Annotated in this window: 15 protein-coding genes; 6 read left to right on the top strand and 9 right to left on the bottom strand. The window is 73.0% G+C overall.

Annotation, left to right across the window (positions count from 1 at the left end):
* Positions 1 to 117: 117 nt before the first annotated feature.
* Together D1648_RS15750 and D1648_RS15755 are read right to left on the bottom strand one after the other, a co-directional pair.
* A complete protein-coding gene (locus D1648_RS15750; RefSeq protein ID WP_122943548.1) occupies positions 118 to 816 on the bottom strand; it encodes an LrgB family protein in 699 nt (232 codons plus the stop codon).
* A complete protein-coding gene (locus tag D1648_RS15755) occupies positions 813 to 1229 on the bottom strand; it encodes a CidA/LrgA family protein (protein WP_122943595.1) in 417 nt (138 codons plus the stop codon). Before D1648_RS15755 ends, D1648_RS15750 begins: the two co-directional genes overlap by 4 nt.
* A gap of 69 nt (positions 1230 to 1298) precedes the next feature.
* On the opposite strand from D1648_RS15755, the gene D1648_RS15760 reads away from it, so the two are divergent.
* The gene (locus D1648_RS15760; RefSeq protein ID WP_122943549.1) at positions 1299 to 1802 is read left to right on the top strand and encodes a GNAT family N-acetyltransferase; all 504 of its coding nucleotides are present in this window, start codon (positions 1299 to 1301) and stop codon (positions 1800 to 1802) included.
* Between the two features lie 63 nt (positions 1803 to 1865).
* Here the strand turns inward: D1648_RS15760 and D1648_RS15765 are convergent, their stop codons facing one another.
* From D1648_RS15765 to D1648_RS15775, 3 genes are all read right to left on the bottom strand, one after another.
* Entirely contained in the window at positions 1866 to 2429 is a 564-nt protein-coding gene (locus D1648_RS15765; RefSeq protein ID WP_122943596.1) for a pyridoxal 5'-phosphate synthase, read from the bottom strand.
* 383 nt (positions 2430 to 2812) lie between these two features.
* Positions 2813 to 4396 carry an AbgT family transporter gene (locus D1648_RS15770; RefSeq protein WP_122943550.1) on the bottom strand — a complete coding sequence of 528 codons (1584 nt, stop codon included), beginning with the start codon at positions 4394 to 4396 and terminating at the stop codon, positions 2813 to 2815.
* A 72-nt stretch (positions 4397 to 4468) separates the two neighbouring features.
* Entirely contained in the window at positions 4469 to 5839 is a 1371-nt protein-coding gene (locus D1648_RS15775; RefSeq protein ID WP_122943551.1) for a M20 family metallopeptidase, read from the bottom strand.
* A 168-nt stretch (positions 5840 to 6007) separates the two neighbouring features.
* On the opposite strand from D1648_RS15775, the gene D1648_RS15780 reads away from it, so the two are divergent.
* From D1648_RS15780 to D1648_RS15795, 4 genes are all read left to right on the top strand, one after another.
* Entirely contained in the window at positions 6008 to 6907 is a 900-nt protein-coding gene (locus tag D1648_RS15780; RefSeq protein WP_122943552.1) for a PTS sugar transporter subunit IIA, read from the top strand.
* A 46-nt stretch (positions 6908 to 6953) separates the two neighbouring features.
* Entirely contained in the window at positions 6954 to 8543 is a 1590-nt protein-coding gene (locus D1648_RS15785) for a PTS ascorbate transporter subunit IIC (RefSeq protein ID WP_122943553.1), read from the top strand.
* 239 nt (positions 8544 to 8782) lie between these two features.
* Complete coding sequence (locus D1648_RS15790; RefSeq protein WP_122943554.1) at positions 8783 to 10426, top strand: sodium-dependent transporter; 1644 nt, start codon at positions 8783 to 8785, stop codon at positions 10424 to 10426.
* 120 nt (positions 10427 to 10546) lie between these two features.
* Positions 10547 to 10660 carry a methionine/alanine import family NSS transporter small subunit gene (locus tag D1648_RS15795; RefSeq protein ID WP_122943555.1) on the top strand — a complete coding sequence of 38 codons (114 nt, stop codon included), beginning with the start codon at positions 10547 to 10549 and terminating at the stop codon, positions 10658 to 10660.
* Between the two features lie 233 nt (positions 10661 to 10893).
* On the opposite strand, the gene D1648_RS15800 is transcribed toward D1648_RS15795, so the two are convergent.
* The 4 genes from D1648_RS15800 to D1648_RS15815 all read right to left on the bottom strand — a co-directional run bounded on the left by D1648_RS15800 (position 10894) and on the right by D1648_RS15815 (position 16380).
* Positions 10894 to 11709 (bottom strand): energy-coupling factor transporter transmembrane protein EcfT, encoded by an 816-nt coding sequence (locus tag D1648_RS15800; RefSeq protein ID WP_122943556.1) that lies wholly within the window; start codon positions 11707 to 11709, stop codon positions 10894 to 10896.
* Positions 11709 to 13568, bottom strand: a complete 1860-nt coding sequence (locus tag D1648_RS15805) for an ABC transporter ATP-binding protein (protein ID WP_122943557.1) — start codon at positions 13566 to 13568, stop codon at positions 11709 to 11711. The genes D1648_RS15800 and D1648_RS15805 overlap by 1 nt, the downstream gene beginning before the upstream one ends.
* A gap of 32 nt (positions 13569 to 13600) precedes the next feature.
* The gene (locus D1648_RS15810; RefSeq protein ID WP_122943558.1) at positions 13601 to 14530 is read right to left on the bottom strand and encodes a cell division protein FtsQ; all 930 of its coding nucleotides are present in this window, start codon (positions 14528 to 14530) and stop codon (positions 13601 to 13603) included.
* A gap of 116 nt (positions 14531 to 14646) precedes the next feature.
* A complete protein-coding gene (locus D1648_RS15815) occupies positions 14647 to 16380 on the bottom strand; it encodes an HAD-IA family hydrolase (RefSeq protein WP_122943559.1) in 1734 nt (577 codons plus the stop codon).
* A gap of 177 nt (positions 16381 to 16557) precedes the next feature.
* Here D1648_RS15815 and D1648_RS15820 point away from each other — a divergent pair, with 177 nt between their 5' ends.
* The gene (locus tag D1648_RS15820; protein ID WP_122943560.1) at positions 16558 to 17601 is read left to right on the top strand and encodes a LacI family DNA-binding transcriptional regulator; all 1044 of its coding nucleotides are present in this window, start codon (positions 16558 to 16560) and stop codon (positions 17599 to 17601) included.
* Position 17602 lies beyond the last annotated feature (1 nt).

The following is a 17602-nucleotide window of genomic DNA, read 5'->3' on the forward strand; positions in this document are numbered from 1 at the left end:
TTCATAAGCCCCACTTTGCTGCGCTGGCCTCGGCGATGCCGCGGAGGAGAGGAAGGCGAGAACGCCTCAGCGAGGGGGCAGGGGGAGAGAATGCCTCGGCGGAACGGCCATCAACGATCAGCCGGTGACGAGGTGCGCGACCACGGGCAGGGTCACCGTCATCGCCAGGGCGTTCAGCACCATCGCGGCGCTCGACCAGCCGCCGGAGACCGCGGACTCCCCCAGCACGCGGGACGTGCCGATGCCGTGCGAGGTCAGGCCGATCGCGAAGCCCCGGGCCCGCTCGTCCCGCACCCGCACCAGGCTCAGCAGCGCCGGTCCGACCACGGCGCCGAGCACCCCGGAGATCAGGGTGAGCACCACCGCCATCGGCACCGAGGCCTGCAGGATCTCGGCGATCGTGAGGCCGACGGGGGAGGTCACCGAGCGCGGCAGCGCGGCACGCAGCAGGGCGTCGTCGGCCCCGAAGGCGACCATCGCGCCGACGGTCGCGCCGATGCTCACCACCCCGCCCGCCACGAGCGCGGCGATCACCGCGGGCGCCGAGGAGAGCAGCGCCTTCCCGTGGCGCAGCAGCGGCAGGGCGAGGGCGACGGTCGCGGGGCCGAGCAGGAGCGTGAGCAGAGCGACCTGCTCGAGATAGAGGGAGTACGGCATCCCGGTCAGCTGCAGGACGCTCGCGATCACGACCACGCACACCAGCACCGGGGAGAGCAGGCCGGGCCGGCCGAGCCGGTGGTACATGCCGTGGGAGGCGAGGTACACGCCGAGGGTCAGGGCGAGGCCGAAGACGGGCAGCTCGTACAGCGCGCTCATGCCGTGGCCCTCTCCTGGTCGTCGGCCCCGCCGCGTCGTCGGTCCTGGCGGCGCAGCAGGGTCTGCAGCAGCAGCCCCGAGATCAGCAGGGCGAGCACGAAGGAGCCGCCGACGGCGAGCGCGAGCGGCAGCGCGTTCTCGGCGAGGGTGCGCAGCTCGAGCAGGATCCCCACGCCCGGCGGGACGAACAGCAGCTGCAGGTGCTGGAGGAGGGGCGTGGCCGCGGGCTCGGCCGCGCGGACGACGGCGCGCGTGGGGCGCAGCACCCCGAGCAGCACGATCAGCAGCAGCCCGAGCACGACCCCCGGGATCGGCAGGCCGAGCAGCGCCGAGACGGCGAGACCCGCCATCTGGGCCAGCAGGAGGATCACGAGCCCGAGCAGCACCGGGGGCAGGAGAGCGGCGCGGGACATGGGCTCCATGGTGCCACCGGCGAGCACCGGGAGCAGGCCCATCTCCGGGTCGCCGCCCATACTGGCCGCATGCCTCTCGAGTTCCCGCTGCGCGGCGCGCGCCTGGACCTGCGTCCCTTCACGTCCTCGGATGCCGCGGCCGCGCACCGGATCTACGGGGACGCCGGGGTGATGCGGCACGTCGGCGAGGGCGAGCCGTCGAGCCCGGAGCAGACCGCGCGGATGCTCGTCGAGTACGCGGCCCATCAGGGGAGGCACGGCTTCGCCTTCTGGGCCGTGATCGAGCGCGAGACGGGTGCGCTGATCGGCGACGCGGGGCTCGAGGTCACCGCGCAGGGCGTCGAGCTCGGGTACACGCTGGCCCGCAACCGGTGGGGCCACGGGTTCGCGACCGAGGCCGGGCGGCTGTGCGTCGCGGCGGCCGACGGGCCGCTCGGGCTGCGGCGCCTCGTCGCGCTGGCCGACGTCGAGAATCCGGCGTCGGCCGCGGTGCTCGGTCGGCTCGGCTTCGTCGAGGACCGGGTGGTCCGAGCCTACGGTCGCCCGCACCGGCGCTTCGTGCGCGAGCGCTGAGCGCCGTCGTCGAGGAGACGCGCTGCCGAGCGCAGCCTCCGGAGCTGCGGGCCCGTCGGCAGGTCAGCCGGCCGGGGTCGTGACGCGGTCGTGGCTCCAGCGGCCGTCCGCGCCGCGCCGGTAGCCGATGCGCACGTGCTTGCGGTCGAGCCGGGACTGGGTGAACTCGTACCAGGCAGGCCGCAGCGCGTAGACCTGCCAGTCGGGGTTCGGGGACCCTTCGTAGCTGGGGCGGGCGGACCAGTCGGCCTGGGAGGTCTCCTCGTCCAACGCCGCGACCGTGCCACCCACCTGCACCTGCCTGCCGCTCTCGCGCCAGAAGAAGGTCATCGCGGCGCGCGGATCGGCGGCGAGCTGCTCGCCCTTGCGGGAGGTGCGGTGGGTGGAGACGTGCAGCCCGCGCTCGTCGAGGTCCTTGAGGATCAGGGTGCGGCCGACGGGGCTGCCGTCCTCGGCGAGGGTCTGGAAGGTCATGGCGTGGGGCTGGCGCACGCCGGCCGCGATCGCATCCTCGAGCCAGGCCAGGAACAGCTCCGCCGGGTCCTCGGGGACGGCGTCCGGGGCGAGGCCGGGCATGTCCTCGGGGAAGGAGGGCAGGGCGCGGAGTCGGGCGGCGAGATCGTTCATGCCGGCCATCCTCGCTCCCCCGGCTCGGCCCTTCAAGCCGCGTCCGACCGCTCGTCGAGCCGCGTCCGACCGCTCGCCCGGAGACCCCGCGGCCCGACGGGGCAGCTGCCCGGAGGCCCAGCCGAGTTCGAGCCCCTCCGGCCCGCGTCAGAACCGGCCGAGCCCGAGCCCCTCCGGCCCGTGTCAGAATCGGCCGAGCTCGAGCCCCTCCAGCCCGTGTCAGAACCAGCCGAGCCCGAGCCCCTCCAGCCCGTGTCAGGTTCTCAGCCACTTCCGGCCCGCGAACGGCTGAGAACGGAGCATTCGCGGGAGCCCGCCGTCGCATGCGCCCGCCGCCCAGCCCATGGACGGGCCCGTGCCCCGCCCCTGGACGCGCCCGCGGGTCAGCCCATGAAGATGCCGTTGCCGGGCCCGATCGGGAGGTCGAGGAAGAAGAAGAGCGACAGGATCAGCGTCCACACGATCCAGAACGGGATCACGAAGGGCAGCATCCGTGCCATGAGCGTGCCGAGCCCGGCGCCGGGCTCGTACTTCCGCAGCATGCCCAGCAGCACGATCATGTACGGGTTCATCGGGGTGATCACCTGGGTGGCGGAGTCGCCCACGCGGAAGGCGGCCTGGGTGAAAGCGGGCTCGTAGCCGATCAGCGCGAACATCGGCACGAACACGGCGCCCATGATCGCCCACATGCCGGAGCCGGAGATGATGAACAGGTTCAGCACGCTCGCCAGCAGGATGAACCCGATGATCGCGGCGAAGCCGGTCAGCCCCGCGCCCTCGAGCGCGGCGGCGCCGGTCACGGCGATCCAGGTGCCGATCCCGGACCAGTTGAACAGCGAGATGAAGTTGCCCAGGATGAAGGCCAGCACGATGAACGGCAGCATCTCCTTGAGCGCGTCGGACATCATCCCCACCGCGTCGCGGGTGCTGCGCAGGGTGCCGACGATCGCGCCGTAGACCGTGCCGACCACCATGAAGTACGCGACCACGATGAACACGATCGAGTCCAGCAGCGGCGACTCAGGTAGGAAGCCGCCCTCCTCATTGCGCCAGGGCGAGCTGGGTACGAGCACCGCCACCAGCAGCAGCGCCGTGAGCAGCACTCCCGCGAGGACCGCGAACAGCAGTCCCCGGTTCTCCTTCGGGGTGAGCGCGGCGCGCATGTGCTCGGCGCTCTCGGCGGAGTCCTCCGAGCCCTCGACGGCGACCTCGTCCACCGGCACGTCCTGACGGCGCAGCCGCGGCTCGATCAGACGGTCGATGATGAAACCGGCGACGAAGCCCAGCACGAGCGAGGAGGCGATGTTGAACCACCAGTTCGACACCGGGTTCACGGCGGTGAAGTCGTAGCCCGGCAGCGCATCCATCACGGAGGTGGTGATGCCGGCGAACAGGGCGTCGAGCGAGGTGGGGAAGATGTTCGTGGAGTAGCCGGCGCCCGCCGCGGCGAAGCCGCCCAGCAGACCGGCGACGGGGTGGCGGCCGGCGGCCTTGAACACGAGAGCAGCCAGCGGCGGGACCACCACGAAGGCGGAGTCGGCCATGATCGAGGAGATCACGCCCACGAAGCCCACCACGTACGGCAGCATCCACGCCGGCGAGGAGCCGAAGAGCTTCCGGATCCCGGCGGCGAGCAGCCCCGAGTGCTGGGCGATGCCGATCGCGAGCAGGATCGGCATCACGGTCACCAGCGGCGGGAAGCCGATGTAGTTCACGCCCAGGTTCGTGGTCAGCCAGGCGAGGCCCTCACCGGTGAACAGGCCCTTGATCGCGGTGGGCTCCTCGGAGCCGGGCACCGAGACGACCACGTCGGCCATCTCCATGCCGGTGGAGACCACGCCGGTGATCAGGAACAGGACGATGAACAGCATGAACGGTTCGGGCAGCTTGTTGCCCGCCCATTCCACCCAGTTCAGGGCCCGGTCGGTGAGGCCTGTCCTGGTGGGTTCGGTGTGCGCTGTGCTCATGGGTTCTCCAGGGAGGGGACGGCGGCGTTGCCGAGGGAGCTGGCAGGTCGGGGAGAGGAGAGCGTGGGGTGGTCAGTCGAAGTAGGCGGGGACGTCGATCGCGCCGCCGGCGGCCTCGAACCCGTCCCGGACCGCGGCGGCGAGCGCCCGGTCGTGCAGCACGTCCAGCACGGTCGCCGCGAGGCCGTAGGCCCCGTCGGCCGCGGCGGCGCGGGCCTGCTCGGAGACCGCCGCCTGCGCGAACTCGCGGGTGTGGAGCGCGACCTCGGGGGGCGCGATCCGGATCACCGGGTGGATGCCGGGCAGGCGGTAGCTGACGTTGCCGAAGTCGGTGGAGGCGGCGAGGGAGGGCGAGACCACGCCGTGGGGCAGCGGGTCCCGGCCGCGGCGACGCTGCGCCTCGACCCAGCGCCCGGTGAGCGCCTCGTTGGTGCGCACCGGCAGGGACGGCGGGTGCTGGTCCCAGCTGATCGTGACCCCGACCCCGGCCATCAGGGCGGCGCCGCGGGCGACGTCCTCGACGCGGCGGGAGAGGTCCTTGAGGGTCTCGGGGCGCTGGGAGCGGACGTAGAGGTCGAGCTTCGCGTGATCGGGGATCACGCTCGCCCGCTCGCCGCCCTCGCGGATCACGGCGTGGATGCGGTCGGTGGGCGGGGTCTGCTGCCGCATGAGCCCGATGCCCTGGTACATGAGGCTCGCCGCGTCCAGGGCGTTGCGCCCCATGTACGGCTGGGCGGAGGCGTGGGCGGTGTGGCCGTGGAACTCGACGGTCAGGGTGCGGCGGCCCAGCCAGGTCTGATCGGCGAGGTCGTAGCCGTAGGGGTGGGCCATCACCGCGGCGTCCAGACCCTCGAAGGCGCCCTCGCGGGCCAGGTGCTCCTTGCCGGTGTGCCCCTCCTCGGCGGGGGTGCCGAGGAGCACGACACGCCCCGGCACGGCCGACGGGTCCTCCTTCGCGAGGGCGGCCAGGGCCAGGAAGGCGCCCAGGCCCATCACCGCGATGACGTTGTGGCCGCAGCCGTGGCCGATGCCCGGCAGCGCGTCGTACTCGGCGAGGATCGCGAAGGTCGGCGCGTCCGGGACGTCCCCGCCCTCGCCGACGATCTCGGCGCGCAGCGCGGTGTCCAGCCCGTGCACGCCGAGCTGCGCCTCGACGCCGTGGCCGGCGAGGACAGCCGCGATCGCGGCGACGGAGCGGTGCTCCTCGAAGGCGACCTCGGGGTGCTCGGCGAGATCGATCATCACCTCGACCAGCTCCGGGCCGAGCTCGTCGACCTGCTCCTCGAGCCGGGTGCGCAGCGCGGCGGGCGCGCCGACGTGGTCGGAGCCGGGGTGGGACTGCGTGCGCAGCGCCGCCTCCCGCTCCTCGTCGAGCTGGTGAAGGTATGCGGTGGACGGCTCGGTCGGGGTGGCCCCGAGCGGCACGCGGGACGGTTCTGACATGAGCCTGAGCGTAGCCGTCGGCCCGGGTGTGCCGCCTCGCGCCTGCTGCCCGTTGCGATGTCGTGACATGCGCGGTGACGGGAAGGGACTCCCGCTCCTCCGCCGCCGTCGGCACCGGCGTAGCGTGCAGACAGCGCCCCTCGTCCCCTCGTGAGAAGAGGCCACTCCATGTCACAGCTCAGCGAACTGATCTCCCCGTCCACGATCCTCCTCGACGCCGACGCCGCCGACTGGCGCGAGGCGATCCGCGTCTCCGGCGATCTGCTCGTCTCCGTCGACGCCACCGACCCCGCCTACACCGAGGCGATGGTCCGCACCGTCGAGGAGCACGGCCCATATATCGTCATCGCCCCCGGCTTCGCGCTCGCGCACTCCCGGCCCGATGCCTCGGTGCAGCGCACGGCGATGTCCTTCGTGCGGCTGACCTCACCGGTCGCCTTCGGCAATGCGGCGAACGACCCTGTCACCCTGGTCATGGCGCTCGCCGCGGCCGACAGCTCGGCGCATCGGGCGGCGCTCGCGGCCCTGGCCGGGGTGCTCGCCGATCCGGAGGGCCGACGCGCGCTCGACGAGGCGCGGACGCCGCAGGAGGTGCTCGCCGCGCTCGGCGCCGACGAGGGGTCGGAGGGCGGGACTGCGCCGTCCCAGGCGCCCTCGAGCTCCGGCTCCGCGCCATCGCCCTCGAACACCGACTCCTCGGCCGACGGGGCGGGCGCTGCCTCGTCGGCCGGGCCCTCCGCCGCGAGCACTGCCTCGCCCGTCGGCCCCGACGTCGTCCCGTCGAAGAAGCTCCTGCTCACGGTGTGCGGGAACGGGCTCGGCACCAGCCTGTTCCTGAAGAACACGGCCGAGCAGGTCCTGGATCGCTGGGGCTGGTCCTCGCACCTGGACGTGCAGGCCACCGACACGATCTCCGCCAAGGGCCGGGCGAAGGACTCCGATGCGATCCTCACCTCCGGCGCGATCGCGGACACGCTCGGCGAGGTGGGGGTGCGCGTCGAGGTGATCGAGAACTTCACCTCCCAGGCGGAGGTCGACGCGGCCCTGCGCCGCATCTACGCCCTCTGACCTGCGCTGTCCCTGATCCCACGCCCCCACTCCCCGGAGAAACATCATGAACGTGCTCGTCACGATCGCCGAGTTCCTCGTCAACGAGGTGCTCTCCGTCCCCGCCTATCTCATCGGCATCATCACCGCGATCGGTCTGATCGCGCTGCGCAAGTCCGTCGGCCAGGTGGCCGGCGGCGCGCTGAAGGCCGTGCTCGGCTTCCTGCTCATCGGAGCCGGCGCCACGCTCGTCACCGCCTCCCTCACGCCGCTGGGGGTGATGATCCAGGGCGCGCTCGGCGCGCAGGGCGTCGTCCCCACGAACGAGGCGATCGCCGGCATCGCGCAGGAGGAGTTCGGCGCGCAGGTGGCGTGGCTGATGATCCTCGGCTTCGTGGTCGCGATCCTGCTCGCGCGCTTCACGCCGCTGCGCTACGTCTTCCTCACCGGCCACCACCTGCTGTTCATGGCCACCCTGATCACGATCGTCATGGCCTCGGCGGGGATGCCCACCGTGGTCGTGGTGGTGCTCGGCGCGGCGCTGCTGGGCATCCTCATGGTGTCCCTGCCGGCCCTCGCCCAGCCCTGGACCCGCCGCATCTCCGGCGACGACTCGATCGCGATCGGCCACTTCGGCACCGCCGGGTACATCGCCGCCGGCGCCGTCGGCCGCCTGGTGGACCCGAAGGGCCGCAGCCGCTCCACCGAGGACCTCAAGGTCCCCGAGTCGCTGCGCTTCCTGCGCGACTCCATGGTCGCCACCGCCCTGTCGATGGTGCTGATGTACCTCGTGGTCGCGGTGGTGTTCCTGGCGCGCGCCGGGCGGGGGACCGCCTTCGAGGCCTTCGACGGCGGGGCCACCGGGGTGGGCAACTACCTCATGCAGTCGGTGACCCAGGGTCTGCAGTTCGGCATCGCGGTCGCGGTGATCCTGTTCGGCGTGCGCACGATCCTCGGCGAGCTGGTCCCCGCCTTCCAGGGCATCGCCGCGAAGGTCGTGCCCGGCGCTATCCCGGCGCTGGACGCCCCGATCGTGTTCCCCTACGCCCAGAACGCGGTGCTGATCGGGTTCCTCTCCAGCTTCGCCGGCGGACTCGTGGGGCTTCTGGTCCTCGGCACCTGGCTGGGCCCGACGCTCGGGCTCGCGCTCATCCTGCCGGGGCTGGTGCCGCACTTCTTCACCGGCGGCGCTGCGGGCGTGTACGGCAATGCGACCGGTGGCAGGCGCGGCGCGGTCGCGGGCGGGTTCGTCAACGGCCTGCTGGTCACCTTCCTGCCCGCCCTGCTGCTGAAGGTGCTGGGCACCTTCGGCTCGGCGAACACCACCTTCGGCGACACCGATTTCGGCTGGTTCGGCATCCTGATCGGGTACTCGGCCCGCGCCGGGGTGCTGCCGGGGATCGTGCTGCTGGTCGTCGTCGGCGCCGTGCTCCTCGGCGGCGCGATCCTCATGCAGCGCCGGGCGGTGGACGCCGGCTGGGACCCCTCGCCCTTCCGCGCCCCCGTCGGCGCCGCCGCCGGGGCGGAGGGAGGCGGCGGTGCCGACGAGCGGTCGGACGCCGCAGCCGGAGGCCCCACCGCACCACGCTCCGGGAGCACCCACCCGAGGGTCGCCCCGCCCGTCGGCGCACCGACTCCCCCACCGCCGCCGGAGTGACCGCGGGCCGACCCGCCCCGCACGCGTCCACCCCTCGGGACGGTACGATCCCCCCACGGCGCCTCCCGCGGCGATCCCGCTCGGCGCCGCCCGTCGGTCCGCTCACCCCTGCGGTCCGGGCCGCCTCCCAGCGGCCGTCGTGCCGTCGTCCCTCCGTCGGCGCATCTTCCCCGGGTCGCCGACGTCGTCGACCCCTCTCCCCCGCGCCCTGACCGGCGCAGCTCACCCGGAGGCTCATCGTGAGTGCACCAACCTCATCCGCCGGCGCCGCCACACAGAGCGCCGATCGCGGTGCGTTCCGCGGCCGCACCGCCTTCATCTTCGCGGCGATCGGCTCCGCCGTCGGACTCGGCAACATCTGGCGCTTCCCCGCGGTCGCCTACGACAACGGCGGCGGCGCGTTCATCCTGCCGTATCTGGTCGCGCTGCTGACCGCCGGCATCCCGCTGCTGTTCCTCGACTACGCGATCGGCCACCGCTGGCGCGGCTCGGCTCCCGCTGCCTGGCGCCGCTTCCGCCGCTGGACCGAGTTCATCGGCTGGTGGCAGGTGCTGATCGCCCTGATCATCGCGCTGTACTACGCGCTGATCCTGGCGTGGGCGACGAACTACACGGTCTTCTCCCTGGACCAGCGCTGGGGCGATGACGCGGGCGGTTTTTTCGACGAGTACACCCAGGCGCTCGGCGGCGCCGATGTGCACGTCTCGTTCGACTATGTGCCCGCCGTGCTGATCTCCATGCTCGTGGTATGGCTCGCGGTGATCATCGTGATGGCCCTCGGCGTGCAGAAGGGCATCGCGGCGAGCTCGATCATCTTCATCCCGCTGCTCGTGGTGATGTTCGTGATCCTGGTGGTGCGCTCCCTGTTCCTTCCCGGCGCGCTCGACGGCCTGGACGCCTTCTTCCGACCCCACTGGGGCGCCTTGCTGGACCCCGCCGTGTGGATCGCCGCCTACGGGCAGATCTTCTTCTCCCTCTCGGTGGCCTTCGGCATCATGCTCACCTACGCCTCCTACTTGAAGAAGAAGACGGACCTGACCGGTTCCGGCCTCGTGGTCGGCTTCGCGAACTCCGGCTTCGAGATCCTGTGCGGGATCGGCGTGTTCTCCGCGCTGGGCTTCATGGCCCAGGCGCAGGGCGTCGCGATCGACGAGGTCGTCGCCGACGGCGTGGGCCTCGCCTTCATCGCCTTCCCGACGATCATCTCCGAGGCCCCGGCCGGTGCGCTGATCGGCGTGCTGTTCTTCGGCTCGCTGGTGCTGGCCGGCTTCACCTCGCTGATCTCGATCGTCGAGGTGGTGATCGCCGCGGTCCAGGACAAGTTCGGCCTCGCCCGCATCCCCTCCACCCTGCTGGTGTGCGTGCCGATCGCGGTGGTCTCCACCGTGCTGTTCTCCACCACGATGGGACTGCCGCTGCTGGACGTGATGGACAAGTGGGCCAACGAGTACGGCATCGTCGCGGCGGCGCTGGTCTCCTCGCTGACCGTCGCCTACGTGCTGCGCGGCCTGCCCACCCTGCGCGACCACCTGAACTACCGCGGCAGCTTCCACATCGGGCGCTGGTGGTACGCGTGCGTCGCGGTCATCGCCCCGCTCGTGCTCGGCGTCTCCCTGGTGGGCGGCACCCTCGACCTCGTCACCAGCGGCACAACCCATTCCGGGTACCCAGGCTGGTTCAACTTCGTGTTCGGCTGGATGATGGCGATCGGGCTGGTGGTCATCGCGATCGCGCTCTCGCTGATCCCGTGGCCGGCCGGCTCGAACCTGCACAAGGCCGACTCCGACGGCGATCCGATCGCCCCCGAGGTGGTCGCCGGTCAGGGCCTGGTCGCCCGTCCCGAGGCGACCACGCCGCACGAGCTCCGCTCCGCCGGGCGCTGAGCGGTCGGGACGGGCGGGACCTCCGCCCGCCCCGGCTCCTCCGCTTCCCGTCCTGATCGCCCGCTCCCACCCCTGTCTCACGTCCGGCCGTGCGTCGGGCCCGTCCCCTCAGGAGGGATCATGTCCATCCCCGCCATCCTCATGATGATCGTCGCGATCGTCACCGTCTGGGGCGGCCTCGTCGCCGCCGTCATCAACCTCCGCAGCCACCCCGAGGCGCCCGAGGACGAGTGAGCCCGGGCTGCGGCGCCCTCCCCACCACGCCCCCGGGTCGGCCCCTGCGACGTCCGGCGGGCATCCCGTCAGAAGTGTCGGAATCGGACCTCCATGACGACACTTCTGACGGGATACTCAGGGGTAACAGGGGGCGGGGCCCTGGCACGTGCAGTGCGGCGCTCCCCGACCGCGCCCGCTGAGCGCAGGGCGGACAGTCCCGCCCGACGGGGTCGGCCCGCCCGGGCGTGGGATCAGCCCAGCAGCCCGCCGAGCGGGAACGCGGCGACGACGAGCACGACCGTCGCCGCCAGCACGGCCAGATCGGTCGCCGAGACCCGCAGGTAGGCCAGCCGCAGCGAGCGCCCGGCCGGGTTCGAGGCGCCGTAGGTGAAGCCGCGCGTCTCGAGCGCCTCGACCGTCGTGCGCACGTTCTTCGCGGTGTTGAGCATGATCGGGTAGAACGCGGTGACCGCGAGGACGCACCACTGCCGCACCACCCGCCACCCCAGCAGGCCCGGCCGCTCCACGGGCGCGTGCCGCAGGCGCTGCCCCTCGAAGACGGTCACGTACTCGTCGACCAGGATCGGCAGCATGCGGTAGCCGTAGCTGACCCCGAAGGCGAGCAGCTCGGGGGCGCGGAACCACAGCAGCGCGTCGGAGAGCTTCTCCGGGTCCAGGGACACGAACGCGGCCATCGAGGCCATGGAGACCGCGCCGAGCTTGAGGTTGAGCTCGGCGAGGGCGACGAGGGTGTCGAGGTTCCCGCCGAACAGGAACGAGGCCGCGAACAGGCCGATCACGTTGCCCAGCAGGCCGATGAGGAACAGCCCCAGCACGAGCGGCCCCACGCGGGCGAGGACCACGGAGACGACGCCCAGCGCGAAGAGCACCAGCAGCACGCCCGTGTCGTGGGTGAGCCAGGGCGCGATCGCCATGACGAGATACCAGGCGAGCACGATCCGGGGATCCAACCGGGAGAAGAGCCCGCCGCGGGTCGAGTACGCGGTGCGCAGCAGCTCGAGCCGGATCCAGTCGACGCTGAGCACATCATGGGTCTTGCGCGCCATCAGCGCACCTCCTTCACGGTGGGGCCGACGGGCGCGGCCGACAGGGCGGGACCGTCGGGCAGCCGCTGGCGCAGCTCCGCCGCGGTCAGCGGCAGCGGGTCCAGACCCAGCTCGAGCGCGATGCGGGCCGCCTGCGGCGGGACGAGCCGGGTGCGGGAGGTGATCTCGGGGCGGGAGAACAGCTCGCGCGGGGTGACGTCGGCGAGCACCTGCCCCTGGTCCAGCACGAGCACGCGGCTGGCCCAGGTGGCGACCAGCTCCATGTCGTGGGTGGCGACGACCGCGCAGCGCACCGTCTCGGAGAGCGCGGCGAGCATGGCGGTGACGTCGTCGCGCGCGCGGATGTCCAGGCTCGAGGTCGGCTCGTCCAGCAGCAGGAGGCTCGGCCGCATGGCGAGGCCTATGCCGAGGGTCGCGCGGCGCTGCTGACCGCCGGAGAGGGAGCGTCCGTCGCGGTCCGCGAGCGCCGTGAGGCCCACGTCCCGCACGATCCGGTCGACGATCGCCTCCGCGTCGGGCACCTTCCGGCCGCGGGGGAACAGGGCGATGTCCTCGCGCACGGTGTCCTTGAGGAACATCTGCTGAGGGTGCTGGTAGAGATAGGAGACGTGGTCGGCCATCCTCGCCGCCGAACGGGTGCGGGTGTCGATCCCGTCGACGGTCACGGTGCCGGCACGGGGCACGATCAGACCGGTCAGCAGCTTCATCAGGGTCGTCTTGCCGGCACCGTTGGTGCCGACCAGCGCCACCCGCTCCCCCGCCCGCAGGTCGAGGTCGAGGTCGTCCAGGACCGTGGAGAGCTCCCCCGTGACGGAGCGGTAGCCGTGACGGACGCCCCGCAGCGAGGCGACGACCTCGCCGGCCGCTTCCGGCGCTCCTGCCATGGCCGATGCGGCCGCCGCCGTCGGCACGGGCCCGGCCTCGACCGCCCGGGTCGATGTCGCGGAGGCGCCCGTGGGCTCCGGGGCCCCCGCCGTCGGCCGCTCCCGCAGGAGCGGCCGCAGCGCCGCAGCGGCGGAGGGGACGTCCAGGGCGACCGGCCGGGCCCCGACCGCTGCGCTCAGCGCGACCGCGTCGGGGGCGGGCACGCCGTGGGCGGCGAGTTCCGCATGGCGGTCCATCGCCTCCTGCACGGGCAGGTGCCAGACGGGCGCGCCGTCGGCCATGAGAACCACCGAGCGGGCGAACTCGGCGATGAACTCGGCATGGTGCTCGATCGTGATCACGGTGATGCCCTCGCGCTGGTTGAGCTCGCGCAGGCGCAGGTAGATCTCCCGGGCGCGGGCGGGGTCGAGCTCGGCCACGGGCTCGTCGACCACGATCACCTCGGGGCGCAGGGCGAGCACGGCGGCGAGGGCGACGAGGTGGGCCTGACCGCCGGAGAGCTGCCACACGAAGCGATCGCGCAGGTGGGAGATGCCCAGCTGGGCGAGGGCCTCCTCGGTGCGCTCGCGGTGGTCGGCGCGACCGAAGTTCAGCGGGCCGAAGGCCACCTCGTCGCGGACCGTCGGCCGCACCAGCTGGTTCTGGAAGTCCTGGTAGACGTAGCCGACGCGGCGGGACAGCTCCGCGACCGTGGAGTCCCAGGTGTCGACACCGCCCACGTGCACACCGCCGGCGAAGTCGCCGTTCCAGTAGTGCGGGACCAGGCCGTTGAAGGTCTTGCACAGGGTGGTCTTGGCGGAGCCGTTGCCCCCGACCACCGCCACGAAGTCGCCGCGCTCGATCGTGAGATCGACATTGCGCAGGGTGTCGCGGTCGGTGCCCGGATAGCGGAAGGACAGGTCCTTCACCCGGATCACGGGCGGGGCGCCGGTCCGCTCGGGTATCGGGGCAGTGGTCGGGGCGGCGGTATGCACAGAAGGCTCCTGGGAGAGGGCGTGGGCTGAGGTCAGGAACGGTCCGCGGTCTCCCGCGAGCGCTGCGCGGCGCGGAACAGCAGGATCGCGACGCCCAGCACCACCGCGATCGCGATGATCGCGACGACGATGAACCAGTCGCCGAAGCGGTCGATGAAGTCGGGCTCGAACGAGCCGGCGGAGATGTCGAACGCCTCGAGGAACGCGAAGCCGAAGCTCGCCACCGCCAGCAGCAGCGCGAAGCCGACGAACACGCCGGAGGCCGGGGCCTGGCCCGGGATCGGCTCGCCCGGGGTGCGCGGGCGCATGCCCATCAGCGGCTCGATCTTCCCGTGCAGGGCGGGGATCAGCCACAGCGCCGGGATCGCACCGAGCAGGATCCCGGACATGACCACGTCCACGCCCAGACCCAGGACCTCCAGCGCCAGCATCGACTCGGGCAGGCCCTCGACGAACTCGGCGTCCTCCACGCCGATCCACACCTTGGCGAGATCCACGATCGCGGAGAGCACCTTGTCGACCAGCACCAGGATGATCGCGCCGAGCACGATCTGCGGGCGGGAGCGGGGATTGCGGATCAGGGAGCCGGCGATGAACACGGCGAGGAACATCTGCAGGTACCCCTCGACCTCGGCGAGACCGGAGAAGTCCCCCATCAGCAGGTCGGTGAAGACGATCTCGCCGAGCGGCGCGCCGAGCGCCGCCCAGAACGGCGAGAACAGCGCCGCGATGGTCAGCGGGACGAACACCATGTAGGAGACGGAGACGTCGACCGGGCCGATCGAGGGGTCGGGGATGATCTCGAGGATGATGTTCGACAGCCCGAACAGGGACATCGACAGCACGAAGATCATCAGCTTCTGCGAGGTGGACAGCTGGACGCTGCGCACCCCGTCGACGGCGCCGCGGAGGGCGCCGCGACGCTCGTCCTCGGCAGGGCGGGGAGGGTTCTGGGTGGTCACCGGGGGCTCCTTCGGGGGCGGGGCGGGGCGATGCGGGACGGGTCTGCGACCGGGAGGTCCGGCCGGTGGGGGACGGTCGATGGGGGCGGGGGCGACGGCGCCGCGGGGGGCCGGGGTCAGGGGGTCCGGGCGCGCGTCCCGGGCGCGGCGGCCGGGTGCGACGCCTCACGCAGATGCTCGACGAGCAGGTCGATGAGATCGGCCGGGGAGTCGAGGAGGTGATCGGCGTGCCCCTCGGCGAGCGCCGCGGAGAGCTCCTCGTCCGAGTCCTTGCCGCCGCGCAGCAGGCACACTGCGCCGATGCCGGCGTCCTTCCCGCCGCGGCCGTCGTTGACGGTCTTGTCGCCGACGTACCAGACGTCCTCAGGGGCAGTCCCGAGCCCGGCGAGCGCGGCCTCGAAGATCTCCCGGCCCGGCTTGCGCACCCCGACCTCGTCGGAGTACGCGGAGGGGCCGAGATCGGCGAGCACGCCGTAGCGGGCGAGGATCTCCCGCACCCCGCGGCCCGAGATCGTGTTCGAGACGATGCCGACCACGATCCCCTGCGCGCGGCACCAGCGGATCAGCTCGAGCGCGCCGGGCCGGGGCGCAGGCACGGACTTCGCCCGGTGCAGTGCGAGGGAGAGCTGCGGGGCCTCGAGGCGCAGCGCGGCCCGCAGCGGCTCGGGCAGCCCCTCCCCCACCAGGTCGCCCCAGAGCACGGCCGGGTCGATCTCCTCGTGGCGGTGGGCAGGGTCATCGGCGCTGTCGCGGGCGCGCTTGCGGGCGCGGTGGCGCTCCCAGCCGGCGGCGATCGCGTCGCCGGCGGTCACGAGGTCGATCGGGTGACCGATGCGCTCGGAGATCCCGACGATCAGCGCTCCGACCTCCTCGTCCCGGGCCGGGTTCGGGGTGGACAGCGTGATCACGCCGCCGTGGTCCAGGAGCACGGCGGGCCGGCCGCGGCGCGCAGCGGGGCGGCGTGCGTCGGCCGCGGCGAGATCGTGCTCCGAGCGCTCCGCCGCGGCGCCGTCGAGCGCGGCGCGCAGCGGGGCGATGAGCCCTTCGGGGGTCTCGAGCACGAGGTCGGGGGTCTCGGCGACGGGGAAGGGCGGGGCGTCGGTGCGGCGATCGCGGGTGATCACCACGGCGCCGGCTCCGGCCCGCCGGCCGGCCACGACGTCGCGGTCGAGGGTGTCGCCGACGTACCAGGTCTCGTGCGGGGCGACGCCGAGACCTTCGGCGGCCAGGCGGATCATGCCCGGGTGCGGCTTGCGGATCCCGACCTCGTCGGAGTACACCTGCACGCCGAAGAAGCGGTCGAGCCCCAGGTCGGCGAGGATCGCACGGTGCGCCCGGCCCGAATGGGCGTTGGAGACGATCCCGAGCGGGATGCGACGGGTCGCGCACTCGGCGAGGAGCTCGTCGACGCCGGGGCGCGGGTGGTGCTCGGAGACCGTCGTCGCCATCGTGGCGAGCAGCTCTCCGGCGTCGAGGGCGAGGCCTCGACGCACCGGGTCCGGCAGGTCGGCGAGCAGGAAGTCGTCGACGATCTCGGTCGGCGAGAGCTCGCGCGGGGCGAGGCGGCGGGAGGCGGCGTTCTTCCACATCGACAGGGCGGTGCGCCCGGCGCGCAGCGAGACCGCGACGGACTCGAGGTCGAGGCGGGCGCCGAGCGGCTCGGCCCGCGCGACGACGACCTCGGCGAGCTCCTGCGCCCACGCCCTGCGCGAGGCGGTCGAGACGACCACCCCGCCGAAGTCCAGCAGGAGCGCCGCGGGGGCGGGCAGCGGGGCCGCGACGGCCGAGGCGGCGCCGAGGCGGGGCGCGGCCGGTGCGGCGGTCTCGAGGTGGTGGTGCACAGTGGTCACAGCGGTCCGTTCGACGAGGAGGGGCGGGCGGCCCGGGGGTCATGTCCTCGACGCTAGGCCGCTCCGGGAGGCGCCTCGTGAACGGGGCGTGAACCCGTCGGCACGCGCGGGGGTCGACCGCTGAAATCCTTCAGATCCGCCGGTCACAGGCGCGTCTGCCGCTGATAGACCGGTCCTGTGGCCTCTCCTGCGTCCCGTCCCTCCCTCGCCGATGTGGCGCGCGCGGCCGGGGTCTCCCCCGCCGCGGCGTCGATGGCGCTGAACGACCGCGCGGGCATCTCGCCGGGCACCCGGGAGCGGGTGCGGGAGGCGGCGCGGCGCCTCGGCTACGGGCGGCGTCGACGCGCCACGACGCTCTTCGGCGTGCTGCCCACGGACCTGGGGAATCCGTACCACACCGACGTCATCGCGGGCATCGAGGAGACGGCGGAGTCCCTCGGCGCCGGGGTGGTGATCGCCCACGGCCGACGGGACGGCGCGCACATGGGACGACAGCTGCAGCGACTGCTGGATCTCGAGGTGGACGGGATCATCGCGGTGACCACGTGGCTGCCGCCCTCGGCGCTCGAACGGACCGCGCGCTCGGTGCCGGTGGTCGTGATCGGCAGGATGCAGGACCCGGTGCCGGGCACCGACGTCGTGATCACCGACGACACCGAAGGGGCGGCGCTCGCGGTGCGCCATCTGGTCGAGGCCGGGCACCGGCGCCTCGCGCACGTGACCCTGTCGAGCAGGCCCGGACCCGCGGCCCGCCGCACCGGCTTCCTCGCCGAGACGGCCCGGCTCGGGCTCGCGGACGCCGTCTCGGTGATCGGCCCGGACTCGGCGGCGGAGGGCATCGACCTGCTGCTGCGCGATCTTCGCCGCGGCGGCGTCGACGCCCCCACCGCGGTGTTCGCCGCGAACGACATCGCCGCGGTGCAGGTGCTGCACCGCGCCGCGGATCTCGGGGTCGAGGTGCCGGGTCGGCTCAGCGTGGTCGGCTACGACTCCTCGGCGGTCGCGCTCACCGTGCGGCCGCACCTGACCAGCGTGAACCAGCCGCGGCAGGAGATGGGGCGGATCGCGGCGCGCATGCTGCAGGAGCGCCGGGTGGGCCGGCGCACCGATTCGCGCAGCGTCGCCGAGCCCGTGCTGCGGGTGCGCGGCTCGACCGGCCCGGGACCCGCCGCGGCCTCGCGGCTCGTCCCCACCACGCCCGTCCGCGGGCGCGAAGTGTGAC

The organism is Brachybacterium sp. EE-P12 (assembly GCF_003711805.1).
GTDB lineage: Bacteria > Actinomycetota > Actinomycetes > Actinomycetales > Dermabacteraceae > Brachybacterium.